23 protein-coding genes are annotated in these 25320 nt (G+C 59.8%); 7 read left to right on the top strand and 16 right to left on the bottom strand.

From position 1 onward, the window contains the following. Positions 1 to 4: 4 nt before the first annotated feature. Positions 5 to 3100 (top strand): efflux RND transporter permease subunit, encoded by a 3096-nt coding sequence (locus tag ACN0SY_RS01760; protein ID WP_417684041.1) that lies wholly within the window; start codon positions 5 to 7, stop codon positions 3098 to 3100. Positions 3101 to 3172: 72 nt separating this feature from the next. On the opposite strand, the gene ACN0SY_RS01755 is transcribed toward ACN0SY_RS01760, so the two are convergent. The 5 genes from ACN0SY_RS01755 to ACN0SY_RS01735 form a co-directional block, all read right to left on the bottom strand. Continuing rightward, positions 3173 to 3598 carry a hypothetical protein gene (locus ACN0SY_RS01755; protein ID WP_417684040.1) on the bottom strand — a complete coding sequence of 142 codons (426 nt, stop codon included), beginning with the start codon at positions 3596 to 3598 and terminating at the stop codon, positions 3173 to 3175. Between the two features lie 229 nt (positions 3599 to 3827). Continuing rightward, positions 3828 to 4325: an ureidoglycolate lyase gene (locus ACN0SY_RS01750; RefSeq protein WP_417684039.1), complete on the bottom strand. Its 498-nt coding sequence runs from the start codon at positions 4323 to 4325 to the stop codon at positions 3828 to 3830. Between the two features lie 4 nt (positions 4326 to 4329). Then, positions 4330 to 5151: a bifunctional allantoicase/(S)-ureidoglycine aminohydrolase gene (locus ACN0SY_RS01745; protein ID WP_417684038.1), complete on the bottom strand. Its 822-nt coding sequence runs from the start codon at positions 5149 to 5151 to the stop codon at positions 4330 to 4332. A 211-nt stretch (positions 5152 to 5362) separates the two neighbouring features. After that, a complete protein-coding gene (locus ACN0SY_RS01740; protein ID WP_417684037.1) occupies positions 5363 to 5575 on the bottom strand; it encodes a hypothetical protein in 213 nt (70 codons plus the stop codon). A gap of 16 nt (positions 5576 to 5591) precedes the next feature. Next, complete coding sequence (locus ACN0SY_RS01735; RefSeq protein WP_417684036.1) at positions 5592 to 5780, bottom strand: YdcH family protein; 189 nt, start codon at positions 5778 to 5780, stop codon at positions 5592 to 5594. A 121-nt stretch (positions 5781 to 5901) separates the two neighbouring features. On the opposite strand from ACN0SY_RS01735, the gene ACN0SY_RS01730 reads away from it, so the two are divergent. Next, a complete protein-coding gene (locus tag ACN0SY_RS01730) occupies positions 5902 to 6843 on the top strand; it encodes a hydrogen peroxide-inducible genes activator (protein ID WP_417684035.1) in 942 nt (313 codons plus the stop codon). Positions 6844 to 6926: 83 nt separating this feature from the next. Next, positions 6927 to 7256: an antibiotic biosynthesis monooxygenase family protein gene (locus ACN0SY_RS01725; RefSeq protein ID WP_417684034.1), complete on the top strand. Its 330-nt coding sequence runs from the start codon at positions 6927 to 6929 to the stop codon at positions 7254 to 7256. A 54-nt stretch (positions 7257 to 7310) separates the two neighbouring features. Here ACN0SY_RS01725 and ACN0SY_RS01720 read toward each other — a convergent pair whose 3' ends face one another. Both ACN0SY_RS01720 and ACN0SY_RS01715 read right to left on the bottom strand, forming a co-directional pair. After that, positions 7311 to 8264, bottom strand: coding sequence for an AEC family transporter (locus ACN0SY_RS01720; protein WP_417684033.1), 954 nt, complete (start codon positions 8262 to 8264; stop codon positions 7311 to 7313). A 94-nt stretch (positions 8265 to 8358) separates the two neighbouring features. Further along, positions 8359 to 9240: a LysR family transcriptional regulator gene (locus ACN0SY_RS01715; protein ID WP_417684032.1), complete on the bottom strand. Its 882-nt coding sequence runs from the start codon at positions 9238 to 9240 to the stop codon at positions 8359 to 8361. A gap of 105 nt (positions 9241 to 9345) precedes the next feature. Between ACN0SY_RS01715 and ACN0SY_RS01710 the strand changes: the two genes are divergently transcribed. Together ACN0SY_RS01710 and ACN0SY_RS01705 are read left to right on the top strand one after the other, a co-directional pair. Further along, positions 9346 to 9993 carry a class I SAM-dependent methyltransferase gene (locus ACN0SY_RS01710; protein ID WP_417684031.1) on the top strand — a complete coding sequence of 216 codons (648 nt, stop codon included), beginning with the start codon at positions 9346 to 9348 and terminating at the stop codon, positions 9991 to 9993. A gap of 155 nt (positions 9994 to 10148) precedes the next feature. Next, a complete protein-coding gene (locus tag ACN0SY_RS01705; protein ID WP_417684030.1) occupies positions 10149 to 12059 on the top strand; it encodes an FAD-binding monooxygenase in 1911 nt (636 codons plus the stop codon). 24 nt (positions 12060 to 12083) lie between these two features. Here ACN0SY_RS01705 and ACN0SY_RS01700 read toward each other — a convergent pair whose 3' ends face one another. The 6 genes from ACN0SY_RS01700 to ACN0SY_RS01675 form a co-directional block, all read right to left on the bottom strand. Continuing rightward, positions 12084 to 13139: a siderophore-interacting protein gene (locus tag ACN0SY_RS01700; protein ID WP_417684029.1), complete on the bottom strand. Its 1056-nt coding sequence runs from the start codon at positions 13137 to 13139 to the stop codon at positions 12084 to 12086. 67 nt (positions 13140 to 13206) lie between these two features. Continuing rightward, positions 13207 to 13998, bottom strand: a complete 792-nt coding sequence (locus ACN0SY_RS01695) for an ABC transporter ATP-binding protein (protein WP_417684028.1) — start codon at positions 13996 to 13998, stop codon at positions 13207 to 13209. Continuing rightward, on the bottom strand, positions 13998 to 15047 hold the full coding sequence (locus tag ACN0SY_RS01690) for a FecCD family ABC transporter permease (RefSeq protein ID WP_417684027.1): 1050 nt from the start codon (positions 15045 to 15047) through the stop codon (positions 13998 to 14000). The genes ACN0SY_RS01695 and ACN0SY_RS01690 overlap by 1 nt, the downstream gene beginning before the upstream one ends. Beyond that, the gene (locus ACN0SY_RS01685; protein WP_417684026.1) at positions 15044 to 16093 is read right to left on the bottom strand and encodes a FecCD family ABC transporter permease; all 1050 of its coding nucleotides are present in this window, start codon (positions 16091 to 16093) and stop codon (positions 15044 to 15046) included. The genes ACN0SY_RS01690 and ACN0SY_RS01685 overlap by 4 nt, the downstream gene beginning before the upstream one ends. Continuing rightward, entirely contained in the window at positions 16090 to 17169 is a 1080-nt protein-coding gene (locus ACN0SY_RS01680) for an iron-siderophore ABC transporter substrate-binding protein (RefSeq protein ID WP_417684025.1), read from the bottom strand. The genes ACN0SY_RS01685 and ACN0SY_RS01680 overlap by 4 nt, the downstream gene beginning before the upstream one ends. A gap of 241 nt (positions 17170 to 17410) precedes the next feature. After that, positions 17411 to 19120, bottom strand: coding sequence for a hypothetical protein (locus ACN0SY_RS01675; RefSeq protein ID WP_417684024.1), 1710 nt, complete (start codon positions 19118 to 19120; stop codon positions 17411 to 17413). A 178-nt stretch (positions 19121 to 19298) separates the two neighbouring features. Here ACN0SY_RS01675 and ACN0SY_RS01670 point away from each other — a divergent pair, with 178 nt between their 5' ends. Further along, positions 19299 to 19760, top strand: a complete 462-nt coding sequence (locus tag ACN0SY_RS01670; RefSeq protein ID WP_417684023.1) for a hypothetical protein — start codon at positions 19299 to 19301, stop codon at positions 19758 to 19760. A gap of 15 nt (positions 19761 to 19775) precedes the next feature. On the opposite strand, the gene ACN0SY_RS01665 is transcribed toward ACN0SY_RS01670, so the two are convergent. The 3 genes from ACN0SY_RS01665 to ACN0SY_RS01655 form a co-directional block, all read right to left on the bottom strand. Then, a complete protein-coding gene (locus ACN0SY_RS01665) occupies positions 19776 to 21752 on the bottom strand; it encodes a BTAD domain-containing putative transcriptional regulator (protein ID WP_417684022.1) in 1977 nt (658 codons plus the stop codon). Positions 21753 to 21830: 78 nt separating this feature from the next. Then, positions 21831 to 22907 (bottom strand): YcaO-like family protein, encoded by a 1077-nt coding sequence (locus tag ACN0SY_RS01660; protein ID WP_417684021.1) that lies wholly within the window; start codon positions 22905 to 22907, stop codon positions 21831 to 21833. Between the two features lie 45 nt (positions 22908 to 22952). Continuing rightward, positions 22953 to 23645: an N-acetylmuramoyl-L-alanine amidase gene (locus tag ACN0SY_RS01655; RefSeq protein WP_417684020.1), complete on the bottom strand. Its 693-nt coding sequence runs from the start codon at positions 23643 to 23645 to the stop codon at positions 22953 to 22955. Between the two features lie 481 nt (positions 23646 to 24126). Between ACN0SY_RS01655 and ACN0SY_RS01650 the strand changes: the two genes are divergently transcribed. Further along, positions 24127 to 25314, top strand: coding sequence for an acetyl-CoA C-acyltransferase (locus ACN0SY_RS01650; protein WP_417684019.1), 1188 nt, complete (start codon positions 24127 to 24129; stop codon positions 25312 to 25314). The last annotated feature ends 6 nt before the right edge of the window (positions 25315 to 25320 follow it).

The raw sequence follows: 25320 nt of genomic DNA, 5'->3' as shown, positions 1-25320 counted from the left end.
CCTCGTGGATATCGCACGTTATTCAATCGAAAAGCCGGTCAACACCTGGATGATCGTGCTCATTGCCCTGTTCGGCGGACTCTGGGGTCTGAGCACGGTCGGACGACTGGAAGACCCGGCCTTCACCATCAAGCAGGCGCAGGTCATTACCGCTTACCCCGGGGCGACGGCCACCGAAGTGGAGACCGAGGTCACCGAGAAGCTGGAAACGGCCATCCAGCAGATGCCCCAGCTGGAAAAGATCACGTCGGTGTCCCAACCAGGCCTGTCGCGCATCGAGGTCGAGATCAAGCCGACCTATGACGGTACCGAACTTCCCCAGGTCTGGGACGAGCTGCGCCGAAAGGTCAACGACGAGGTCCGGAACCTGCCGGACGGTGTCCGCGCGCCACTGGTCTATGACAGTTTCGGCGATGTGTTCGGGCTGTACTATGCATTCACCGCCGACGGCTACACCCGGCGCGAAATCCGCCAGACGGTCAAACAGATCCGCCGGGAGCTTCTAACCGTCGAAGGCGTCGGCAAAGTCGAGGTTGCAGGCGAGCCGGAAGACAATATCTACCTGAACGTATCCCAGGAGAAGATGGCGGGGCTCGGCATTTCCCTGAACGATATCGCGTCTGTTCTGGCCGCAGAAAACGCGATCCAGACCAACGGTTCGGGTCTTTCGGGCGACAAGCGGATCCGCCTGATGACGGCATCTGCCTTCGATCAATACGATACGATCAGGGACCTTGTCGTCGGCAAACCCGGGTCGACTGCGATGATCCGTCTTTCCGACATCGCGACGCTGGAACTGGGCGAACCGGAAGAACCGGACCTGCAGATCCGCCACGATGGCCAGAATGCAGTCACGCTCGGGGTTTCGCAGATCGATGGTACCAACATCGTCGACGTCGGAGCCCGGGTAAAGGCGAAGCTTGCAGAAATCGAGGAGAACCTGCCGGTCGGCATGGAGCTTCACCCGATCTACGAGCAGAACATGGTGGTTGACGAGTCGGTCAATGGCTTCATCGTCAACCTCGCCATGTCGGTCGTGATCGTTATCGGTGTCCTTTGCATCTTCATGGGCTGGCGTGCGAGCATCGTCGTCGGTACGGTCCTGTTGCTGACCGTCATGGCAACGGTTCTCTTCATGCGCATCTTCGCCATCGAGATGGAGCGCATTTCACTTGGTGCTCTGATCATCGCCATGGGCATGCTCGTCGACAATGCCATCGTCGTGGCCGAAGGCATGATGATCAACATGCATCGGGGCCAGAAGGCGATCCCCGCCGCAAGCCAGGTCGTCAGCCAGACGAAGTGGCCGCTCCTGGGTGCAACGGTCATCGGCATCATGGCCTTCTCCGGCATCGGACTGTCACCGGATGCGACCGGAGAATTCCTGTTTTCGCTCTTTGCCGTGATCGGCATCTCGCTCCTTCTGTCCTGGGTTTTCGCCGTCACGGTCACACCGCTGTTCGGCAAGTATTTCTTCAAGACCACGGCAGCCGGCGACGAGGCCGATCCCTACAAGGGGAACCTCTACAGGTTCTACCGCATGTTTTTGGTCGGATCCCTGCATGCGCGCTTGCTGACCGTTGCCGCCCTTGTCGGCATCACGGTTGCCTGCGTCATCAGCTTCGGCAACGTGAAACAGGCTTTCTTTCCCGACAGCAACACGCCCATCTTTTATGTGCATTACTGGGCACCGCAGGGCACGGATATTCGCGCGACCGAGCGGGATCTCAAGGCCATGGAGGCGGTTGTTCTGGCAGACGAGCGCGTCGAGACGGTGACGACCTACGCCGGACGTGGCGCGACCCGTTTCATGCTCACCTACGCGCCGGAATCGGCAAACCCGTCCTATGGCCACATGATCATTCGCACGGGCAGCCGCGATGACATCGACGCATTGGCGCTTGAACTGCGTGATCGCTTCAGCAGTCAATTCCCCGATGCCCAGATCATGACCAAGCGCCTGGTTTTCGGCCCAGGCGGCGGTGCGAAGATCGAGGCAAGGTTCTCGGGCCCCGATGCAGACATCCTGAAGATGCTGGGCGACAAGGCGCAGGCCATCTTCAGCCAGGCAGACAACAAGCTGGGTGACGTTCGAACCGACTGGCGTCAGCGCGAGCTGGTGGTGCGTCCTTTGTTTGACGAGGATCGGGCGCGGATTTCCGGAATTACCCGCCAGGACCTGTCGCAGTCGCTGAAATTCGCGACGGACGGGGTTCGGGCCGGGAGCTACCGGGACGGAGACGAGGGCATCCCGATCATTGCCCGCAAGGCTCGGCAGGACGGTGTCTCGCCTACCGAGACCCTCAATGACACGTTGGTCTGGAGCACCAGCCAGAGCCGTTATGTCCCGGTCGACCAGATTGTCTCCAGCTTCCAGATGGAGCCGCAGGACACCTTGATCCACCGTCTGAACCGTGTCCGGACACTGACCGTCAAGGCGGAAACCACGGGCAAGGAAACCGCAGCTTCAGCATTGGCGCGCGTGCGTCCCCAGATCGAGGCATTGGAGCTGCCTCCAGGTTATAAGCTGGAATGGGGCGGCGAATTCGAGAGCACCCGCGACGCACAGGCATCTCTGGGGGCACAGCTGCCGCTCGGCTTCCTGATCATGCTGATCATTTCGATCCTGCTGTTCGGTGCAGTCCGTCAGCCGCTGATCATCTGGCTCATGGTACCCATGTCGATCAATGGCGTGGCGTTGGCGCTGCTTGGAACCGACACGCCCTTCGGCTTCATGTCGCTGCTCGGCTTCCTGTCGCTCTCCGGCATGCTGATCAAGAACGCTATCGTCCTGCTCGAGGAGATCGATCTGCTCATCAGCGAGGGCAGGGACAAGTATGATGCCATCGTGGATGCAAGCGTGTCGCGTATGAGGCCTGTCATGCTGGCGGCAATAACCACGATCCTCGGCATGGCGCCGCTCCTTTATGACGCCTTCTTCCGGGGAATGGCGGTGACCATCATGGGAGGGCTTGCCTTCGCAACGGTCCTGACCCTCATCGCAACACCTGTTCTTTATGCCCTTTTCTTCAGGGTGCGTCCCCCGAAGCGGGCGAAGGGTCCGACTGACGCCGACGAAACGGCTGTGGCGAGCGCATGAGGGACTTGAGAGGGCTTTAAAACAAGTCAAGGCGGCCGAGGGCCGCCTTGATCATCTGGAAGTCAGTGACGCTCACTGCGCAGTAATCGTGCTCATCACCAGCTTGCCGTCGACCTTGACCGGGCCGTCTTCCTTGGCGCCAAGTGTGTACTCGAACGTACCGGCGGTCATGCCGCCTGCCTCGCCATGGAGCATGAGCATGAGCATGTCTCCCGGCTTGACGTCCTCGGTCAGGGTTGCGGTGACGTTTTCGTTGTTTCCATGCATGACAGCCGCGTGGCCGACAACGGCTCCGGGTTTTCCGGATGCATCGGTACGATGAACCACAAGCCAGCCATCGGCGGGAGAGACGATCGTCGCTGCGGTGACCGTGCCGGACGAAACGTTCTGGTCCATCGCCTTTACCGTGGGAGTTTCGTGGCCCGCAGAAAATGACGAAGTGGACGAGAGGGCGAGCAGCGTTGAAACGGCGGCTGCATGTGCAATCAGCTTGAACATTTGTTCTTCTCCTAGTGGCCGAGGTGGCCTGACGGGAGAATCTACGTTTGAGAACGGGCGCCGATTTCGGATTCCCTCGATTTTGGCTTGAAATAGGCGCTCGAAAGGCGGGTTTCGTGAACCTTGGCTAAGCAAAGAATAAGACGATGCAGGAAAGTCGGCCCCAAAGCGGTAAAGAAGGCCCTTCGCTGCGAGAATGATAGGGTCTTCCGATCGCGGGATCTGGCGTTCACGGCCCCGGTTTCACCAGATATGGCGCTTCAAACCAGAACTCTTCCAGATTGTTGCCTTCACCGATCCGGTCGATGACGGCAAACAGGCCGGGTTCGCTGAGTGGCGTCAGAACTCCGTGCCAGGTGCCGCGGTGGAAGTTGATCCCTTGCCCTGCAGAGGTGAGGAAGGCCCGTGGGGTTCCCGGCTTTCCGTCCTCGTCGGGACATGTGATGACCAGAAAGGGTTCCAGCGTCATCGGAATAAAGGCCTGGCTGCCCAGCGGGTGACGCTCGACCATCTCGAGCCGGTAGGGCAGCTCCCGTTTCTCGGACTTGAACAGGCTGATGCCGGCGCGCGCGTCATCACCCGTGAAGTCCAGCGCTGCGCGGTCGTGGAATCGGCCGCACAGGCCCTGGTTGATGATCTTGTCCGGTTCGCCCGTGGCTTCGAGAACCTCGCCAAAAGCGAGGAAGGCTTCAGCCGTCAGCGGTTCGCAGATGATCGTCTTGCTCATGGCGTCACCGCAGCTTCATGTGGCGGTTGACGTCCTTGTACAAAAGATAACGGAACTTGCCCGGTCCGCCTGCATAGCAGGCCTGCGGGCAGAAGGCGCGCAGCCACATGTAGTCGCCTGCTTCCACTTCGACCCAGTCCTGGTTCAGCCGATAGACGGCTTTGCCTTCCAGGACATAGAGCCCATGTTCCATGACATGCGTCTCGGGGAAGGGGATCACGGCACCCGGTTCGAACGTGACGATCGTGACATGCATGTCGTGGCGCAGGTCCGCCGGATCGACGAAGCGCGTGGTCGCCCATTTTCCGTCCGTGCCGGGCATCGGGGTCGGAGCGACATCCTTGTCACTGGTCACGAAAGCGGAGGGCGTTTCGAGCCCCTCGACCTTTTCGTAGGCCTTGCGGATCCAGTGGAAGGTGACCGGTTCGCCGCCCTCGTTCAGGACCTGCCAATCCGTTCCCGGCGGGATATAGGCATAGCCGCCTTCTTCCATCTGGAAGATCTTGCCGAATATGGTCAGCGTCATGCTGCCGCTGACGACGAACAGGACACCTTCTGCCTCCGGGTCCGTTTCCGGCTTCTGGCTGCCGCCCCCCGGCGCGACTTCCATGATGTACTGGGAGAAGGTCTCGGCAAACCCCGACAGGGGGCGCGAGATGACCCAGAGACGGGTCTTGTCCCAGAACGGCAGATAGCTGGTCGTGATGTCCCGCATGGTCCCTTTCGGGATCACGGAATAGGCCTCTGTGAACATGGCCCGGTCGGTCAGGAGCTGGGTTTGCGGCGGATGGCCGCCAGCGGGCGAGTAATAGGAACTTTGGCTCATGCCCGGGTCCTTGTCGTAACGCAGAAAGTCGATGAAATCGGCAGCATGTGCTCGGAACGAGATGCCGAAAACGGGACCCTATCCGAGAGGTCGCCATCATTTCAAGCCGGGAATGAACAGGTTGAAGTCGCCGTGTCACCGGACCGTTGGAACAAGAAAAAGACCCTGCCTGGTGGGACAGGCAGGGTCGTCAAGGTGTCCCCGCAAGGACTTAGTCGCACGCTGTCCGTGTCTTGTTGTTCCGTGTGCCGCGCAAGGCATCTCGCTGGGCGGCAATCTCGTTGATCAGACTCGTCGAGGCATCGTCCCGCTTGGCGGCGAGGAAAGCACTCATTCTGGCCTCAAGCTCGCGCTCCCTGGTCTCCCGACGGGAGGGACTGCGGGCTGGATGAAGCGCAGAGGCGAAGGGGAACAGTGGAAACATCAGTTCGTACTCCCGTTCAGGCCAGCGCGCCGGTATCGCGCCGCACGAGCGCTTCGATCCTTGCTATCTCGTCACGCAGCCGCAGCCGTATCTTCTTCAAGGTCCTGACGTGCATCACGTCGTGAGCCGGGCGGATGACTTCCCGCTCGATCAAGGTGTCGAGCGTTCGGTGTTGATCCCGCAAGGCTTTCAATCGGCGGTGCATTGTTTCATTCCTCCAGAGTTTCGTTTCCGACACTCCGGATATGGGAACGGCAATTAGATAGTTGAAATATATTGATTGTATTGTATTGATAGTTTTTATCTATCATAGTGTAAGTGCCTCAATGCCGTATCGTCCCTCGCCACGCCAGCTGGAGTATTTCATCGCCGTTGCCGAAACAGGCCACTTCGGACGGGCGGCTGCACGATGCAATGTTTCGCAGCCGACCCTGTCCGCCCAGCTCAAGCTGATGGAAGACAGCATGGGCGTCGTTCTGATCGACCGGGGCGGGGGAAAGGTTCGGCCAACTCCGGTTGGAGAAAGCCTGATCGGACTCGCCCGTCAGTCGCTTGAGATGCTGGACGAAATCGTCTCGCGAGCCGGGGCCCAGGTCGGGCAGCTCGGTGGACTGGTCCGGCTGGGTGTCGCACCGACCTTCGGCCCCTATTTCATGCCCTACCTGCTGAAGCTTCTCTCCCGCGAGATTCCCGGATTTGAGCTCTATATTCGGGACGAGCGTCCGGACAATCTCCACGCAATGCTGGCAGAGGGAACGCTGGATTGTGTCCTGACGCCAACGCGTCTTCTGTCCGAAAGGCTCGAAGCAGAGGTGTTCTGCCAGGAAGAGGTTTTACTTGGCGTCAATGCGTCCAGCCCTCTTGCTGAAAAGCAGGTTCTTGATCTGGCTGATCTGAAGGGTCAGCGTCTTCTGACAATGGGGCCGGGATATCGGCTTTACGAGGAAGTCGTCGCCCTTGCAGAAGCCACGGAGACGCCACTTCGCGAGGACTACCTTGGCACCAGTCTCGATACCCTGCGCCAGATGGTGTCCATCGGGATGGGAATATCCCTGTTCCCGGCCGGCTACATTCATTCGGAGTTTTCCAGTGAGGCGAATGTGGAACTGCGCCGCATTGTCCGGTTTCCGATGCAGCGGGAGTTGACCATCGCGTGGCGCCGCGGGAGCGTCCGGGCTCATCACTTCAGGAGGCTGGCCGGATATGCTCGTCGTGCGATCGAGGAGATGGCTGTGCCTGGCCTTGCCGTGATCAGGCCTGAGTGCTGAGCAGCTGTTTGCGACATTGTGCATGGACGCAAGTGGCCGGACTGTGATCTCCTGTCGGCAAGACGAGCCAGATGGAGGACCTCATGCCGACAATATCCAGCCAGTCGACCTGCCAGACGGTCATAACGACCTTCGAGCTTACACCGGGCACCTGCTACGATCTTCTCGATGCATTGAAAGATGCCTATGCGAATTTCATCAGCAGGCAACCCGGTTTCATCGGGGCGGGATTGCACGTCAACGATGCCCAGACCCGCATAGCCAATTATTCTCAGTGGCAACGCCGGGAGGATTTCCTTGCAATGCTGCGGTCACCGGAAATGCGCGAACGCAACCGTCATATCGCATCCCTGTGCAAGAGTTTCGAGCCGGTCATGTATGACGTGGTCGAGGCCTTCGACGGAAAAGGTTAGCCGAATATCGGGCTGAGCGACGTGCAGGCATCCGAGATGAAAATCAGCGTGGCCCTAGGACGGGAACTGAAGCAGCCAGAGCAGCGCGGTCAGCGTCACAAATGACGCACCCGTCATCAGTGCCATGGCTAGCGATGCGTCCTTTTCCGCTCCGTAGCTTTGCGCAAGGATTGGATAGATCGCCATCGGTGGAATGGCCGCACTGATGATCGCCGCCTGTGCAAGGCGCTGGTCCGCGATCATGATGCCGAACCGGGAGAGCAGTACGATGGCCCCGGCAACGACCAGGGGCATCAAAAGCAGTTTGCCCAGCAGGATCGCGATGACATTGAGATTGATCGCATTCAGCTTCATGCCGACCAGCGTTCCGCCGATAACGATGAGCGAAAGGGCGGCGCTTGCCGCGGCGATGAGATCGATGGACCGCGTCAGAATTTCCGGCAGCGGCACTCCCGCAACAGAAACGAGGACGGCTGCCAGCATGGCCAGCACGATGGGGTTGCGGATCAGCCGGAGACCGACTTGACGGAAAAGGCTTGCATCTGGAGCACCATGGCGTGCCGCTCGTTCCGCCATGAGCAGGACCAGCGGGATCATGATGAAGTTCTCGATCATCATGTTCAGCGTGAGCACGGTTCCCGCAAGCGAGGGGAGGGCAATCAGGAACATTGGATAGCCGATGAAGCCGCTGTTGGAGCACGACATTCCCATGCCGGCAAATGTTGCGTCGGCACTTGCCTTGCCAATCAGTCGCCTGCTCACGAAATAGCCGGCGAAAAAGGCTGTCAGTGATCCTGCGAGATAGACAGAGAGGTAGACCGGGTCGAACACCTCTTGCAGATCCCGGCTCGACACCGCCTTGAAGATGAGCGCCGGCAGCGCGAAGTTGACGACGAACTTGCCAAGCACCTTCAGCTCGGCCGGCGCGAACATGCCGCGCGCGACGGAACCGTAGCCTATGGCAATCAGGATAAAGATGACGCCGGTGATTGTGAGAACATCGAGCACGAGACACACCCTGGAAGAAACAGGTGCGGCGGCTATGCAGGCTATCTCGCCATTTTACAAGGTCATTCTGTCTCGATCCGGTCCCGCAACCGGATCAAAGATGATCGGCCAGATAGTCAAAGACCAGCCGAATGCGTGCACTGGTCGCCAGCTCCCTGTGAGCGACCAGCCAGATCGGGACGTCGATCGGTTCGAAATCCGGCAGCACTGGGCGGATGCCGTCGGTAGCGTCGCCGATTTCCTGCATCATGACACCGATTCCCAGGCCGCGGCGAACCATCTCCCAGGCCACGTTGCCGTTCTCGCTGGCAAAGGAAAAATTCTCTTCGGTTACCGGAACCCCCCGGGCATTGAGAAGACCGGCAAGCCGTTCGCTGTCGTCGAAGCCTATGAATGATGCACTCGCAAGGTCGGCGGGTCTCAGTGGTTCGCCAAGACCTGCGAGATAGTCGGCTCTTGCATAGAGGGTTGCCTGCGAGTTTCTGACCAGCCTGCCGATGAGGTCGCCCTGTTCGGGTCGGACATGGCGAATGGCGATGTCTGCCTCGCGCTTGAGCACATTCTGCAAGGAGTTGGTAGCGCGCACGCGAAAGCGCAGCCCCGGCGCCTGTGCCGTTAGCCTCTTGAGATGACCTGGTAGCAGGAAAGCCGCAACGGCATCGCTGGCCGTAATGGTAACGGGTTCGCTCATGTCGGTAGAACGCGCCTCGGCCATGAGCGATAGCTTGCCTGCGGCCTCCGCCATCGCGCGCACATGCGGCAGCAGCGATCGACCTGCTTCCGTCAGTAGCAGCTTGCGTCCAACCCGGTCGAACAGGACAAGGCCCAGCGAGGCTTCAAAGGCGGACAGTTGACGGCCAATGGTTGGCTGGGTCTGATTGAGTACGCGCGCAGCGGCGGACAGGGATCCTCTCTCTGCGGTGGCGAGAAAGGCACGAGCCTGATTCCAGTCGAAGGATTTGGAAGGTGAAATCATGCAAAAGTGTATATGTCAGGTGCGAAAATTCGCAATTAATATTCTTAAGTGCATGAAGTAGGGAGGTGCCTGAACGACCCTAGCCCGATGATGAGACACTGATCCGTGACAGACGCAACCTCCGACTTTGGTTCCGGAAATGCCAGGTTCTGGAACCGCCGTGCTCGCAAGTACGCCGCGCAACCGGTCTCTGACGAGATCGCATACGAGCACACGCTCGAGCGCACCAGGGCTCATATTTCCGGAGACGACTCCGTTCTTGAAGTTGGGTGCGGCACAGGTACCACCGCCCTGAAACTGTCAGGCAGCGTTGCATCCATGACGGCGAGCGATATCGCGCCGGAGATGATTGTGATCGCGCGCGAAAAGCAGCGGTCTGGCGTCGGCGTCAATGTTTGCTTCGAGGTTGCTTCCCTTTCCGATCATTTGGCTCGCGGCGAGACTTATGACGCGGTCCTGGCGTTCAATCTTCTGCATCTCGTCGGCGATGTTCCCGCTGAGCTGGCAAAGGTCCACGCGCTCCTCAACGAGAAGGGGCTTTTCATTTCCAAATCCGCCTGCCTTGGTGAAACAGGCGCCATGCTTCGTTGGGTGATCAGGCTCATGCAGGTTTTCGGAAAGGCCCCGCCGATTACCTTCTTTTCAAAATCCGAGCTGGAAAAAATGATCGAAGACGCCGGGTTTGACATCGTTGAAACCGGCACTTTTCCGGCCTCGCCGCCGGCGCGATTTATCGTCGCCCGAAAGACCTGAGCTTTTGCATCGGCAGATTTCCAACTGTCGTTAAACGAATTGCCTATCGAAATAGATAAGCATGCTTATTATAAATCCAGGCTGACGCTGTAAACCAGGCATTGGACAGGTCTCGGCAACTGGAGGGTCTGCCGTGACGGGGAGGATAGGCAAGCATGCAATTTCACCTCAATGGGTTTCGTGCAGGTGACCCGGATATCAAGCCCGATGCCCGAAGCTATGGAGCAACAGGACTGGCTATCGGCAATGCCGAGGTCGATGTCCTGATCGTAGGGACCGGGCCCGCCGGCCTGACCCTTGCCGCGCAGCTCAGCGCCTTTCCGGGTATCTCGACCCGGATTGTAGAACGCCGCGATGGCCCATTGGAGCTGGGGCAGGCCGATGGCATCGCATGCCGTACCATGGAAATGTTCCAGGCGTTCGGTTTCGCGCACAAGGTCGCGCGTGAAGCCTATTGGGTCAACGAAACCACCTTCTGGAAGCCCGACGATCTGGAGCGCCGCCGTATCTCACGCCACAGCCGTGTTCAGGACGTGGAAGATGGCCTGTCGGAATTCCCGCATGTGATCCTCAATCAGGCGCGGATTCACGATTTCTATCTGGAGGTCATGCGGAATTCTCCCAGCCGACTTGAACCGGACTATGGCTGCGAAGTCGTTGATCTGTCCATCGACCGGGAACGGGGAGACTATCCGGTCGAGGTGACGTTGCGCCACAAGATGGCGGACAACGAGACGCGCGACGAGATCGTGCGCTCCAGATACGTGGTCGGCTGCGACGGTGCACGCAGCAAGGTTCGTTCTTCCATTGGCCGGGAACTGACGGGTGACAGCGCCAACCAGGCTTGGGGTGTCATGGATGTGCTCTGTGATACCGATTTCCCCGACGTGCGGATGAAGGCTGCGATCCAGTCATCGGCAGAGGGGAACCTGCTGATCATTCCGCGCGAAGGCGGCTACCTTGTGCGCATGTATGTCGAGATGGACAAGCTGAGCGAAAACGAGCGTGTCGCCAGCCGCAACATTGCCGCCGACCACCTGATCGCGGCCGCAAGGCGTATCCTTCATCCCTACAGCCTGGAAGTTCATGAGGTTGCGTGGTGGTCGGTCTACGAGATCGGTCAGCGTATTTGCGACGGGTTCGATGATGTTTGCGGTCGCGGCGTCGACGAGGCAGATCCGCGGGTTTTCATTGCGGGAGATGCCTGCCATACCCACAGCCCCAAAGCCGGGCAGGGCATGAATGTCTCCATGCAAGACACGTTCAATCTCGGCTGGAAGCTGGCGCATGTCCTTCAGGGCAAGGCTGCTCCCGGGCTCCTGCAAACCTATTCCGTCGAGCGCCAACAGATCGCGCAGGATCTGATCGACTTCGATCGGGAGTGGGCGGCCATGTTCAGCGCCAAGCCCAAGGCAGACGATAACCCGGATGGTGTCGATCCGGAGGAGTTTCGCAAGTATTTCCAGCGCTTCGGTCGCTACACGGCCGGCACCGCGACGCTCTATCGCCCTTCGGTCCTGACCGGTGAAACGGACCACCAGGCTCTCGCGACTGGCTTTCCCGTCGGCATGCGGTTCCATGCAGCCCCTGTCGTGCGCCTCGCCGATGGCAAGCCGATTGAGTTGGGGCACGTCAATGTCGCCGACGGTCGTTGGCGTGTCTTCCTTTTTGCCGCAGGCGAGCGGTCGTCGCTTGAGCGGACCTGTAAGCTTCTGAACGAGAACGGAGAAGGGCTCATTCACCGCTACACGGAGGACGGCAGGGATGTTGACGATGTCATCGATATCCGGGCGGTCTTGCAGCAGGGGTTTCGCGACGTGGAGATCGGAGAGATGCCTGAACTTTTGCGACCGGAAAAGGGACGATATGGCCTGACCGACTACGAGAAGGTTTTTTGTGCCGACCAAAAGAGTGGTGTCGATATCTTCGATATGCGCGGTATCGATCGTTTGCGTGGCGCGGCCGTGATCGTGCGGCCGGATCAATATGTCGGTGCCGTCCTGCCGCTTGAGGATCAGGTCGGGCTCAAGGGGTTCTTCGACCGGGTATTGCTCCCGGTCAAGTGAAGTGCCGGGCGGCGCGATGTCCCCTCAGCGCGCTGTCCAATATGCAGCAATATAGCTGGCCTGCGGATCGAACCAGTCGCAGGTTTCGAAATAGGAACGGGCGGCCTTCGTCTCGGACTTTTCGCTGGCGAACCAAATATAAGGGCTCTCCTGGAGAAGGGAAGAAACCTTCACTGCGTCGAGCAGCGGATGCCGAGAGCTACCTCTTTCCACCAGCCGGATACTCACTCCCGCAGGAAGCGCGACATCCTCAGGAACAGTGGCTTCGTCGGTCAGCAGCAAAAGCGTCCCGCATGCGTCAGCTTCAAGGTGCTCGACTATCCGGGATATTGCAGGAAGTGCTGTCTCGTCGCCGGCAAGAAGAATTCGGCTCGCCTTCGGCAAGGTTCCGCCTCCCGGGCCCATCAGGCCGACTTCGGTGCCGGGAACGGCTTTTTCGGACCATTCGGTCGCCCGCCCTCCGGCATGTCGAAACACGTCGAATTCAAGCCATCCTTGTTCAATGTTGACCCTGCGCGTCGTGTAGACCGGCCGATGCAGTGCATCCTCACCCTTTGGCCAGACCGTCTGGCCGTTTTCACCGATCGTTGGGTAGGCAACGGCTTTCAGGGCACCCGACGCCGGGATCAGCAACCGGAAGTGCATTCCTCCACTGGTGAAATCCGAAAGACCATCCGTCTTGATGCGGACGCGATTATAAGACGAATTGACACGTCTCACGTTGATCACTTCGGCCAAACGGAAATTCGGCGGATACGAGCCTGGAGTGAAGATGCTGCTCCACTGCATTTTTCCGGCACGTTCAGCGTCCAGTTCACCCAGGTGTTCTGACAGATCTTCCTGAACCAGGTAAAGCATGTCCTGGCTTGCGGCCTGAACGACGATCTCGGGTGTGTCTCCCGAAACCTTCAGGAAAACGTTCGCGAAAGGCGTCGCGCAGCTCAGGTTGCCCTCTTCATCCTTGGTAAGTTTCAGATTGTGATGCTCGGCCTGATGCTTGAGGAAATTGCTGGCTTCCTGGACCGAAAGACCCGTCAGGACCAGCGTGCTGCGCAATTTGAAGTCGGGTGCGGTCTGCATCTTTTGAGGTCTCGCTTCGGCTCGGGTGAAGAGGATGTTCTGGGCGCTGGATGGATCGCATCGTCGGTCAGAGCGGCACGATCATCGGCGTGCCGCGCACCGGATCTTTCATGACGTGGCACTCGAGGCTGAAGACGCGGCGCATCGTGTCGGCCGTGACCACGCTTTCGGGGGCCCCTTTTGCGATGACGGTGCCGTCTTTCAGGGCAATCATGTGATCCGCATAGCGCGCAGCAAGATTGACGTCGTGCAGTACCATCGCGACCGTCCGCCCGGCCTCCCGGTTGAGTTTGCGCACCAGTTCGAGCACTTCGATCTGGTGCGGAAGGTCGAGAAAGGTTGTCGGCTCGTCCAGCAGCACGATGTCGGTTTCCTGCGCAAGGCAAAGGGCGATCCATGCTCGCTGCCGTTGCCCGCCGGAGAGGTCCTGAACGTATCGTTCGGCCAGATCGCTCATGCCCGTGAGTTCAAGCGCCGTTTCGACAGCCTCGCGATCGCGTGCGGACCACTGCCTGAGTGCCGACTGGTAGGGAATGCGTCCACGTTCGACGAGGTCATAGACCCGGATACCCTCCGGTGCGGTCGGGATCTGCGGCAGGATGGCAAGCGTCCGCGCTACCTGTCGGCTCGCTTGCTTTCGGATGTCTTTGCCGTCCAGAAGGACCGCGCCGCCCTGGGGCGATGTGAGCCGGGCCAGACTGCGCAGGAAGGTCGACTTGCCACAGGCGTTCGGACCTACGATCACCGTCACCTTTCGGTCGGGAATCTGGAGGCTGAGGCCGGGCAGGATGGTTTGCGTGCCGAAGCGGACGGTTAGGTCTTCAGCCTTCAGGCGCTGCGTCGATACGGATCCAGGCATCAAAGGTGTCCGCGTTTGATTTGAAAGAACAGGAGCGCGAGGAAATAGGGCGCGCCGATCAGGGCAGTGAACACTCCGGTCGGCAGCTGCACCGAACCCAGGGCATTTCGCGCGGCTATGTCTGCGCAAAGAGTGATGAGCGCTCCGACGAGGCTGGCGGAGAAAATGGCCGCCGAGTTCGTTCCGATGATCCGCTTGGCAATCGGTCCGGCGATCAGGGCGACGAAAGGCAGCGGGCCGGCGAGGGTAACCGCCAAGGCGGTGAGCGCGACACCTACGAGCGAAAGTGCGATCCGGGTGCGGTTGACCGGGATGCCGAGGCTGGTGGCGAGGTCGTCGCCCATCTGCATGCGGTTGAGGTGATACTGCAGCCAGAGCGCTGCCATCAGAAGCGCGCCGATGCCCGCTATGGGTAACGCCAGTTCAGGCCAACTGCGCGCGTCTATCGAACCGGCGAGCCATTTGGCGGCATCGCCTGCGCGCAGAATATCCATCCTTGTCAGCAGGAAGTCGGTCAGCGCCGCGAGGGTGAAGCTGACTCCAATACCCACCAGGACCAGCCGGTGGATGGATAGGCCATCGCGCAAGGAGAGGAGGAAGGTTATCACCGCCGCCGCCAGACAGCCCAGAAAAGCACCTCCCAGAAGCGCTTCGCCCGGAAGCCACGCTGCGCCCCCGGCAAAAGCGATGGTCATGACGGCACCTGCACTGGCACCTGCCGCGAGGCCGATGATATCCGGTGTGGCCAATGGATTGCGCAAGAGCGCCTGAAAGATTGCCCCGGCCGCCCCAAATGCCGCGCCGCTCACGAGGGCTGCCACAAGCCGGGGCAGGCGAAAGTCCAGCAGGATCAACGCGTCGATCCGGTCAAGCTGACCGGACAGCGCCGCTCCGATATCAAGTGCTCCGACCGGATAGGTGCCAATTTCGCTGCCAATAGCGACGGCAAGCACGGTGAGCCCAACGAGCAGACAGGCCCGCCGGGCGGCAATCGAGGAGAAGCGGATCTGAATGGGTCCGAGCCGAAGAAGGCGATGGCCTCTTGTCATTGGCGCATGAGCCTCGTTCTGCGGATGAGCCAGATGAACACCGGAGCGCCGATCAGGGTGACCGTGACACCCGCTTGCAGATCCGAATGGGCGAAGACGAGCCGCCCGGCAATATCCGCACTCAGGAGCAGGATCGCACCGATCAGAGTGCCGGAGATCAGGACCCGAAGTGATGTTACGCCGAACAGAGACCGGGCGATATGGGGAACGACCAGCCCGATGAAGCCGATTGGGCCAGCGAGCGCCACGGCAGCCCCGCAAAGGCATGTGACGGCTGCCATGTTCCAGATCCGGATAACGGCAGGATCGGTCCCAAGTGAACGGGCGGCATCCTCCCCAAGGCTCAGGGCATTGAGCATTCTTGCCCCCGCAATGGCACCGGCAAACCCGATCCCGAAAAAGGGCAGCAACGGGACAAGGTCGTCGAGCCGGGTTCCGGTCAACGACCCGACGATCCAGAAACGGTAGACGTCGAGGGTTTCCTGGCTGAGCAGAAGCAGCATTCGGATCAGTCCGAACAAGAGCGCGCTGGTCGCCGCGCCCGCCAGGAGATAGCGGATCGGTGTCGACGCGCCTCCGCCCGCGCTTCCCAGGGCGTGAACGAATAAACCGCTTAGTCCGGCTCCGGCAATGGCAGGCCATATCAACATGCCTGGGTCGGATATCCGAAACAGCCATATGGCCAGGACGACGCCGAACGCAGCCCCTGCGTTTACGCCCATCAACCCGGGATCGGCAAGCGGGTTGCGCGTCATGTCCTGCATCAAGGTTCCCGACGCCGCCAGCGCTGCGCCGACGAGAAGGGCGGCAATCAACCGGGGCACCCGAAAGGTCTGAACGACGATATGGCTCGGGCTCGCCGGATCATATTCCAGAAAGCTCGACGCAACCTCCTGCAGGCTGACAGCCCTGGTTCCGACCGTCAGCGCAAGTGCGGCAAGCGCGCCCAGCACTACGCAGAGGATGATAACTTGAACCGCTTCGAGGCGCGCGCGAGACCTTGGTCGCGCCAGCCCCGGGCGTGGGAGGATGGAGGCGATCGTCATTCCAGCAAGCCCGCCTTCCTGGTGCTGGCAACTTCGGTTCCCGGGTCGCCATCGAGCGCCTGCTCAAGCAGCGGAACAAGCCGGTCCAGCGCATAGTTCAGGGACAGCGGGCTGGAATGCGAGAGTGCGCCGGCAAGCAATGTATCGGCATAGACCTCACGGCCCTCGCGGCGCGCCCTCATGCTGTCGCGCAGGGCAATGGAGCGGATCTGGTCAATTGAGTTTCCGGCATCCAGCCAGATGAGAACGTCCGCATCGATTGGTGCAAGGTCTTCTTCTGAAAGCGTGACATAGAAGTTGCCGCTGACGTCAAGCCTTTCGATGGCCTCAGGGATGATGAGTCCAAGCTCTCCCAGCAGTTGGGTGCGGATGTCCCCGGCGGTATAGGCGCCAAGCTGTGCAGCCCAGACCACCGCTCCGGTTTTTCCCTGCCAGTCCGGGTGAGCGTTTTGGATGTCACGGATGCGCCGGTCGTAGGCCGCGATGATGCGCTCAGCCTCTTGTTGTCGCCCGGTTGCTTCGGCAAGCGTCGTGAGCATGACCCGCCATGGCGTCCCATAGTCCCCGTAGCGCGTCTGTGGCGCTACGGTCGGAGCGATTTGGGACAGGATCCGGAAGTCGTTCGCGCTCATCCCCGACCATAGCCCGACGATCAGGTCCGGTTTCATCGCCGCAATTCGCTCGATGTCGATCTGGCCACTCATGATCGCAGGCCGGGCATCACCGAGGGCGTTCTGGGCCCATGGCCAGACGCCTTGCGGATAGCCGCCATACCATGAGCGAAGCGCAATCGGCTTCACTCCGAGAGATAGAAGGAAATCATGCCCGGTATAGCTGAGGGAGATCACGCGCTGAGGAGCGCTGTCGATCTTGGTGACGCCGTATTTGGTCTCGATCGAAACAGGCCAGTCGCCCGCCCGCGCCAGGGAGGCGTTTCCTGTGATCAGGGAAAAGACGGCAAGCATACTGGCGACCGCACCGATGGACCAGTCAATGGTGGCGCCTTGGCGAGACCTCCAGAAGGATGCCTCACGGCTCCGTCTTGCAGGCAAGGGCTTTTGCAGCTTCGAAACCATCGAAAATCGTCAGTATCTTGAATGGCTTGATTAAATCATGCCGAGAAAAGTGGGCACCAAGAAACGGCTTCGGACCGGCAGAACACAGCGCGTCCATGTCTCAGGAGCTATAAAAATATGAATAAATAAGTCAAGAAATTTATCTGCGTACCGCCCGCGCTCCATCGGAGACCTGAGGGATCCCTGCGGTCCACGGCTATTGCTGACGGCGCGCCGAGATGAGCAGTGGGTGCGGCGCGCGCTAGTCCTGAAAAATGCGAATTTCTCCGCTCCCATCCACGGAACATCCGGGCACGGGCGTTTCGCCGCTGTCTCGCAGATCGGGGCATTTGGGGAGAGGATCGTTCTCGAGAACAAAGCGCATCAGGTGTTTGCGTTTGGGAAGGAAGACGTTCTCAAGCTGATGGGCGATGGCGTAGCGGTCGGAAATCGTGCCGGGTTCGATGTCGAAACGGGCAAAATGAAAACTGAGAGGACGGTCCCAGGCCTCGCCAATCTTGCCCGGCGTCTCGAAATCTGCGTAGGGGGCTACGAGGTGGTTGAGTTGCCACTTGCCTGTGGTGTTGTGGCATCCGACGCAGGTGGTGAAGTCCAGATTGTTCGCCAGGTCGCGAACGGTCAGATCGCTGTTTGCGAGCTTTGCGAGCGCCTGGACCGCTGGGTTGGGGGACTGTCCGGAGAAATATTTCTGCATGATCGACCGGATGCCCGAACGATCGTTTGCAATGTCTTCCCCCGCATCCAGACAGCGATCAGACGGCACGAAACGGACGTCGTCGAATTGCTTGGTGACAAGGCCGTCTGAATTTCGGCCGATCTCGTCTGCCAGTCGCTGATTGTGCGGATGGCCAGGATCTCCCGACAGTTTGACCGGCGTAGCCGCGAGCCCGACCGGCAACAAGCGCTGGCCGGTACCGGGGAGATTGCGGAAGCGGTATTCCCGGAAGAACCAGCTGCCATTGCTGGAAGTGAACTTGGCGTTTGTTCTGATTTGTCCAAGTTCGGGCGCTTCACCATCAAGCCCGAGGTTCTTTGATGCCATGATGGGGCCGAAGGTAAAGCTTGCGGTCGCGTGCGATGGGGCCACGAGGCGACCGTCCTGGGAGAGACCGTTCTGTTCGAGATAGAATTTGCGCAGTAGGCTCCTGAAGTCCTCCGTATCTGCGAGGGTTGAAAAAGAGGCCCATAGTTTCTGCACCGCCTTGCAAAAACCGGGTCCGTTGTCTCCGCGTCGAAGCACCGCCTCGAAGCTGAAAAGATAAAGACCGCTCTCGATCGCGGGGAATTGCCCCGTGTCGTTGTTCACGCCTGCAATGACGCGGTATTCACCGCAGTCGGCGCTGTCGGTCTCGAAGCTCCAGAGATCGCCGCGGTTGACCAGCGCCATGATCTGAACGGGAGCATCGGTACCGCCGTCAAGCGAGGAAACTTCGGCAAGTGTTCCTTGTCCGCCAGAGGCGGGACAGGAATAGTCAATGCCGTTGATCAGCTTGTCGTTGCAACCGATAGCCGGATCCTTGTCCGGCTTGGGCGGGAGGGAGGTAAGCCACCAGTCTTGGAACAGGTTCAGTCCCGAGAGAGTTTGGTCGCCTGTGGACTGCGCCAAAGCGGCCATCAATTCATTGAAAGAGAAGGCGGACAGAAGCGCCCTGTCCCTGATGAAGAGAGAGCGGTCCGCATCGATCGGAACAGGCGCATGATCCTGAGCGGATGCGACGCGCATTCCGGGCAGAGAACTATTCAGCTCGCCAGGATCGAGGGCAGCGAGCCCGCGCATCTCCGCGTGCCGCGCAGCTGCGCTGTAGGACGCCTGCGCATTGCGGGTGGCATTGCGCTGGGCAAGGAGTGCTGATTCTCCGCAGCTGCCATCGGCAACGGCCGTCGTGGACGTGACCATGCCGACCAGCATGCCGATCCCCAAACCTGCCGTTCTGATGCGCTGCCTGGACATTGTCCTAGTTGCCCCGTTTGCCAAATCCGCTCCGGTTCGCGAGTCGCGACCGGGTGAAAGGATCTTGCTCGTGCGAGCGTGACTTCACCGTGACCTGATCGCTTCACGCAGGCATCACGCTGGCTCCGTCAAATTGACAAGGCTGGAGATGCCAGCCGAAACTCATTGGGGAGCGATCATGAGTGACGATACAAAGCTGTCAACCGACAGGAAGTTTCCGCCCTTTGCCTTTGGTCCGACGCAGCATGAGCTGGATGCGTCTTTCGACAACTACCGCGACGTTGGTCAGCTGGTGTTCGAATGGGCGACCGGGGCAAGGCCATGGCCAGAAAACATGGCGGCGTTCCGGAAAGCCGTCGGCAAGAATATGTATGTGCCCCCGGAATACGAGCGCCTTCGGATTGTCCAGGCAGACAACGGTTCGGTCCAGTCGGAGCCGGGCAGCAATGGACTGGAGTTCGTGCTACGACTGCCCCCCAAGGGCCAGGTGTCCGAAAGTGCAAAGATCATACGCTCGGGACTTTCAGAATACCCGCTACCGCGGCTTTATTCGATGTTCCTGCAGGAAGGCCATGGTTTCCCGGCCGAGAGTGTATTTTTCTCACGCATCGCTGACTACACCATGCGCAGCTGCCGCTGAGACCAAAGCTGATTGTCAGACCCCGAAGCCGGCCTTGTCGAGGCCGGTTTCAAGCCGTTCAAGATCGGCTTGCATTCGGATCGGGAAGAGCTGCAGGAACCATTCCCGGATCGCCATTTGTGTCGGTTTCTTGCGGGCAGACCAAGCCTTTCGCACATCCGTCTCGAATTTTTCGGCAGCTCTGTTCGCAGCTACGCAATCGTCGAGTTGACCCAGCGTAGCAACCCGCATCCCCCCGACGAAATAGGCAGCTCCTTCCGCCCGAGCAAGGGCATCGAGCGCCGTCGCATAGTCGGCGACGTGAAAGTGAATGCAGGCCATGTAGGCCCAGTGCATGGGCGTGCCCCCACGGCCAGTGGCATTGGCGCGAAGAGCCAGTTCGATTGCCTGGGCTTTGGCGCCTGCGTAGCACAGGCCCTGAGCAGCTGAGACAAGCGTCCAGGGATCATTGTCGTTAATGTCGAGCGCCAGCTGGAAGTAATAGATTGCCTGATCGTATTCGCTGTTCATGAGGTAGCACCAGGCAAGCGTCAGCTGGGTCCGGCTGTCGTGGGGGGCCATACGGGAGGCGCGTCGGGCGAGCTCAAGCGCTTCGGTTTCGCGTTCGCGGCTCCGCATCATTCCCGGAAAGATGTGATGACGGGTGTTCAGGATCTGGACGAGGCCGGAAATTGCGGGAGCAAAAGTTCCCGATTGCGCAAGTATCGAGCGGAATATGCCTTCCGCCTTGGCTTCGTCCTCCGGACGCCAGCTCAATAACCTCCGCTCGCCGACCAGCCAACGGTCGTAGATGTCCAGATCAGCCTCTTCCGAGCCGACGATCTGGGACATGCGGTGGGCGGAGATTTCGACGTTCAGTGCGCTGGCAAGCTTCCTGATCGAATCGCGTCTTTGACCCGCAACCCGGCTGTAGTCGATCTCAAGGCTCTCGCTCCAGACATAGGCACGCGTATCGGCCGCGATCAGATTGATCGTGAAGAAGTCGCCGTCCACCCCTGCTTCACCGCTCAGCTTGAGCTCATAGACCTTCGCCGGATTGGCGGCCGGGATGATTTCGTCGCCCGAATATTCCCGCACCGACCAGTCACGGAATCTCGACAGTGCGCCGATCAACTCGCTTCTGAGCACCGAAAAGCGGCGCTGGGCACTGCTCTCGTCCTGCATTGTCTCGGCAGGGTGCACGAGCAACAGGATACGCTCGCTCACCAGTTCCTGGGCTGTGCTCCCGGGACGGTCTCGTTGCCTGGAAGGCGAGGGGCTGCGGTCGCCGCGCAAGGATTGAGCGAACTCAGTCAATGCAGTCCCGGGTTCGACGTCGTATTCGCGTCTTAGAAGCTGGCTCAATTCTTCGAAGAGCGTTAGTGCACCGGTCGTATCGCCCCGTTCTGCCAGGGACGACATCAACATGCGGCAGGCATTTTCGTCAGACGGGTCGAGATTCAGAAGCGCGCGCGCTGCCGCCTCCCGGGTCTGGTGTCTGTTCCCCGCATCAAGGGCAACGGCTTCGAGCGCCTTGGTGCAGCGGCGGGTAAATGTCGTGCGTTGCACCGAAATCCAGAGATCAAGTTCCGGGTCGATGCCCTCAAGATGCGCTAGATATTGTTCCTGCAGAAGTGGCGATTCGGTCAGCTTTGGTGCCACGTCACTCTTGTTCAGCGCCGCAACGATAGCCTCCGCGTCACATGGTTCGGGCTTTCGGGCAAGCCATATGCTGAACTTGTCCCCTCCGAGAATATCCATGCCGCAAAAGACGGCCAACTCGCGGTTCAGACGCGATAATTCCTGACGCAGCGAGACACGTGCATCCGCCTCGTTGCTCCGGCTCCAAAGCAGGTTGGCCAGTCTGCTGCGACTTTCCGTATGATTTGGCTGAAGCCAAAGATAGGTGAGCAGCGCCTGTGCCTTGCGCCTCGTTATGCGGCAGCTTCGATCACGGTCCGTGAAGGCGAACCCGCTCATGGTGCTGAGTTCGTACACCGTTCCATCCGTCATCAAAACTCCCCATGCCCCTTCCGGACGATCTGCTTCTAGCAGTTCAACCAGCAGTTTTGGTCCAAGTGGAGCTTCAAATCAAGAATAGCGGCGAATTGGCGTGTCCAGGCCCTCGATGAAGGTCTTGACGACGCAAAGTCCAGCCGATGCGGACAGGTCAGCCACAGCGCAGCGTTGGCCACGGGCGCTGAAATAGGCGGCAATGTGCTGTGTCGACGCGCCTCCTGACAGGCGGTCGGCATCCATGTCGCGCGTCTTTTGACCGGACGGTTTGAACTGGTCCGGCCGGTCAAAGAGGCCGTCTGCATTCGAAAGCAGGTCCTTGTCCGGTTCGGACAGACCTGTGGACCCGAGGTTTTCTTCTTTGAAGCGCGCGAGCTGGAGGCCGAACTCCATCTGGAACAATTCGCGGAGTGCGCCGGTGGCACATGCTTCCGGGTCTGGATGTGCGCAACTCCCCGTGCAAAGGTTTCTTCCGTCCGCGTCATGGGACAGGGCGATGACCACCGGCAGCGGACCATCCATGCCGATGTCGAGAAGCGCCACCTGCCGGGCTGACGGGTTTTGCCGCGCAGAATCGATCCATCTGGCTAGGCGCGGCGATGGTTCCAGCGCGTAAGGAGCGATCGATTCATCCCTCCATCTCGAAAGTGCATCGCGCTCGATTATTTCGCGCAGGCCGTGAAATGTCGCGTCGTTGCGTGTGGGCCCCGCCGCGCAGCCGGTCGATATGTCCAGGTGCGCGGAGGAGGGATGGTAGCGTGCGAGACAGCCTGGAACCGCAATATGCCCGCCATCGGACAAGTCCTTTGCGATCATCCAGTCCTTTGATTGAATGGGAACGCGGAGATTTTTGTCATCGTTCCACTTCGGAAGCCTATCCAGTTCCAAGCAGGCTTCTTGGGGTCGCTCGCATTGTGCAATGAACTCCGCAGCCTCGCCCGCGCAAGCGGCAAGTGCGAGCTCCGGAGAGCGATGGCAGCCCGAAACCGTCATGCGGGTACCATCGCGCGGATCCGGCACGAGGCCCATGACCAGTGTCATGCCGTTTGCCATGGGCAATGGAAATTGCTCCAATCCTTCCAGGCTTGCCGCAATGCGGATGATCGCCTGTTCATTGGCGCTTTCCGGCATTGTCAGGATTTCATGTGCCATTGAAGTGTCAAAAGCTCTCGATGTCGGATCTGCCATGCGGGTTCGTCAGCCCTTTGCACAGCACAAGCTTAATCCCGTGGGAGGTGAGGGCAATTCCGCCATCGGTATCGTATCCACGAACGAATCTGGTGCGCGTTCAGTCGAGACGCCATTCAGGACAAGCCCGGAGAATTCCTCCCAGGGGAAATGCGCACCCGGATCGCTGCGACGCTCCGGGTCCAGCAGGGCATGGGAGACGACCTGCTTGAGGTTGGGGTATTTCGCCCAGCAATAGCGGACGATGGCCGCGGTGGTAGCAACCTGCCAATCGGAGAAAGGGTCGATCACGCCGGTGGTTTGTGAATTCACGATTTCAATGCCGAGAGACCAATGGTTGACCTTGTCTGCGCCGCCATTGACCGCTGCGTGCGAACAGCTGTTGCGCACGTGCCAGGCAGCGCGCGCCTCCGGAGCGCAAGCCCAGACATGCGCGCCGTGTGCGCTTTCGTCCTCATCGGGTACGAGCCAGTGCCAGCTTGCTCGGCCGGCTGCCATGACGCTCATGGCGCCGTTCGAACTGACGCCAGCGGTCGCATGGATGACAATTGCCCTGATCCCGAGAATGGGGTCGTAGATCCGGCTGGAGGAGGCGTCGGCCCAGTAGTCCCGAACGCCAGGGTACCATTCCTCCTGTAAGGTGGCACGATCCGGCCGCAGAGCTCGAGGAAGGTCGAAAAGATAGGACTTGGGGTCTGGCATTTCGTTTCTGGGTTCCTCATGCGTCCATTGCTTCTTCGGCCATGTTCATCGGCACCAGGCGGGAAAGCCGCTTGCTCCGCAACGCGGACGCTCCGGAACAAGCAGTCTTCCCAGTTGGCCGGCTTGAAATGGCCCGGCCTGAATTGAAAAACGCCGCATCCCAATAAGGGTCTGAGACACGGATCTGAAAATGCTTTGAACAAGATCTTTTCCTTTGGTCCCGGACTTGGAAGGACCGCCGGTCATATGCACTCTGATCTGACCTCCACCGGCGTGATGCGAACGTGAACTATCCGCATTTTCAACAGTGCCAGGCCGTGACTATCCGTGCGCTGTTGATCCTGATGAGCTCGAATTTCGCTCTGGAAAAATCTTCACTAACAATATAGTGAATGTTTTTGAGCGATCCGATTCAGCAAAGCCGTACTTGGTGCGGTCGCCGATTTACGGCCAGCTTGAAAGCGGAAACGGGAGGATTTTGATGAGAGAAGCGGTGATTGTCAGTACGGCGCGTACCGGCATTGGAAGAGCCTTTCGCGGGAGTCTGAACGCAACGCGTTCGCCACGCCTCGCAGGTCATGCGCTTGCCCACGCGGTTGAGCGTTCAGGTGTTGAACCGGGGGAAATCGAGGACTTTGTCCTCGGCACCGTCCTTGGCGCCGGCACGGCGGGCATGAACCTTGCGCGGAACGCTGTTTTCTCTGCAGGCCTCCCGGTTGAGATTGCCGGTCAGACCATGGACCGCCAGTGCGCTTCAGGCCTGATGGCCATTGCTACCGCGGCCAAGCAGATCGTGGCCGACGGAATGGACGTTGTCGCCGCGGGCGGTCACGAGAACATTTCGGCGGTGCAGAACCGGTATTTTGACTGGGTGCAAAATGAAGCTGACGAGACTGTCACGGCACAGGTGGAACACGCCTACATGCCGATGCTTCAGACTGCGGAGTTTGTTGCGGGCAAGTACAAGATCTCTCGTGACGCGCAGGACGCCTATGCCTTGCAATCCCAGCGCAGAACCGCGCTGGCGCAGGAACAGGGGCGTTTCGACGCCGAGATCGTTCCCTTCACCACCAAGATGATGGCTTCCGACAAGGCGACCGGAGAGGTCTCCATTCGCGATGTGACACTCGATCGTGACGAGGGCAATCGACCCGGAACCACCCTTGAAGGACTTTCGTCGTTGAAGCCTGTCGTCGAGAGCGGCGTCATCACCGCAGGCAATGCCAGCCAGCTTTCCGATGGCGCGTCGGCCTGTGTGCTGATGGAAGCAAAGCTTGCCGAGCAGCGTGGGCTGGAACCTCTCGGTGTCTACCGTGGCATGGCCGTCGCGGGGTGCGCTCCGGAAGAGATGGGGATAGGGCCCATCTACGCGGTGCCGAAACTGCTGCGCCGCCACGGCCTTTCCGTTGACGACATCGGTCTTTGGGAACTGAACGAGGCCTTCGCCGTTCAGGCGCTTTATTGCCGCGACCATCTCGGCATCGATCCGGAAATCTACAACGTCAATGGCGGTGGGATTTCGATCGGCCATCCTTATGGAATGACCGGAGCGCGTCTGGTCGGACACGCCTTGATCGAAGGCCGACGCAGGGGCGTGAAATACGTCGTCGTCACCATGTGTGTCGGGGGCGGAATGGGGGCGGCCGGGCTTTTCGAAGTCAATCGCTGACGGGAG

It is taken from the genome of Roseibium sp., from assembly GCF_048261595.1.
Lineage (GTDB): Bacteria > Pseudomonadota > Alphaproteobacteria > Rhizobiales > Stappiaceae > Roseibium.
Note: the sequence above shows the minus strand (reverse complement) of the source record. Positions and strands in the feature narration are given on the sequence as shown.

Bases quoted from the DNA above. Each gene is read 5' to 3' on its own strand.
- ACN0SY_RS01735 (WP_417684036.1), bottom strand. From the start codon at position 5,780: ATGCACCGCCGATTGAAAGCCTTGCGGGATCAACACCGAACGCTCGAC.
- ACN0SY_RS01725 (WP_417684034.1), top strand. From the start codon at position 6,927: ATGCCGACAATATCCAGCCAGTCGACCTGCCAGACGGTCATAACGACC.
- ACN0SY_RS01695 (WP_417684028.1), bottom strand. From the start codon at position 13,998: ATGCCTGGATCCGTATCGACGCAGCGCCTGAAGGCTGAAGACCTAACC.
- ACN0SY_RS01700 (WP_417684029.1), bottom strand. From the start codon at position 13,139: ATGCAGACCGCACCCGACTTCAAATTGCGCAGCACGCTGGTCCTGACG.
- ACN0SY_RS01660 (WP_417684021.1), bottom strand. From the start codon at position 22,907: ATGGCACATGAAATCCTGACAATGCCGGAAAGCGCCAATGAACAGGCG.
- ACN0SY_RS01690 (WP_417684027.1), bottom strand. From the start codon at position 15,047: ATGACAAGAGGCCATCGCCTTCTTCGGCTCGGACCCATTCAGATCCGC.
- ACN0SY_RS01745 (WP_417684038.1), bottom strand. From the start codon at position 5,151: ATGAGCCAAAGTTCCTATTACTCGCCCGCTGGCGGCCATCCGCCGCAA.
- ACN0SY_RS01730 (WP_417684035.1), top strand. From the start codon at position 5,902: ATGCCGTATCGTCCCTCGCCACGCCAGCTGGAGTATTTCATCGCCGTT.
- ACN0SY_RS01670 (WP_417684023.1), top strand. From the start codon at position 19,299: ATGAGTGACGATACAAAGCTGTCAACCGACAGGAAGTTTCCGCCCTTT.
- ACN0SY_RS01740 (WP_417684037.1), bottom strand. From the start codon at position 5,575: ATGTTTCCACTGTTCCCCTTCGCCTCTGCGCTTCATCCAGCCCGCAGT.
- ACN0SY_RS01705 (WP_417684030.1), top strand. From the start codon at position 10,149: ATGCAATTTCACCTCAATGGGTTTCGTGCAGGTGACCCGGATATCAAG.
- ACN0SY_RS01675 (WP_417684024.1), bottom strand. From the start codon at position 19,120: ATGTCCAGGCAGCGCATCAGAACGGCAGGTTTGGGGATCGGCATGCTG.
- ACN0SY_RS01655 (WP_417684020.1), bottom strand. From the start codon at position 23,645: ATGCCAGACCCCAAGTCCTATCTTTTCGACCTTCCTCGAGCTCTGCGG.
- ACN0SY_RS01650 (WP_417684019.1), top strand. From the start codon at position 24,127: ATGAGAGAAGCGGTGATTGTCAGTACGGCGCGTACCGGCATTGGAAGA.
- ACN0SY_RS01715 (WP_417684032.1), bottom strand. From the start codon at position 9,240: ATGATTTCACCTTCCAAATCCTTCGACTGGAATCAGGCTCGTGCCTTT.
- ACN0SY_RS01750 (WP_417684039.1), bottom strand. From the start codon at position 4,325: ATGAGCAAGACGATCATCTGCGAACCGCTGACGGCTGAAGCCTTCCTC.
- ACN0SY_RS01685 (WP_417684026.1), bottom strand. From the start codon at position 16,093: ATGACGATCGCCTCCATCCTCCCACGCCCGGGGCTGGCGCGACCAAGG.
- ACN0SY_RS01680 (WP_417684025.1), bottom strand. From the start codon at position 17,169: ATGGTTTCGAAGCTGCAAAAGCCCTTGCCTGCAAGACGGAGCCGTGAG.
- ACN0SY_RS01755 (WP_417684040.1), bottom strand. From the start codon at position 3,598: ATGTTCAAGCTGATTGCACATGCAGCCGCCGTTTCAACGCTGCTCGCC.
- ACN0SY_RS01665 (WP_417684022.1), bottom strand. From the start codon at position 21,752: ATGACGGATGGAACGGTGTACGAACTCAGCACCATGAGCGGGTTCGCC.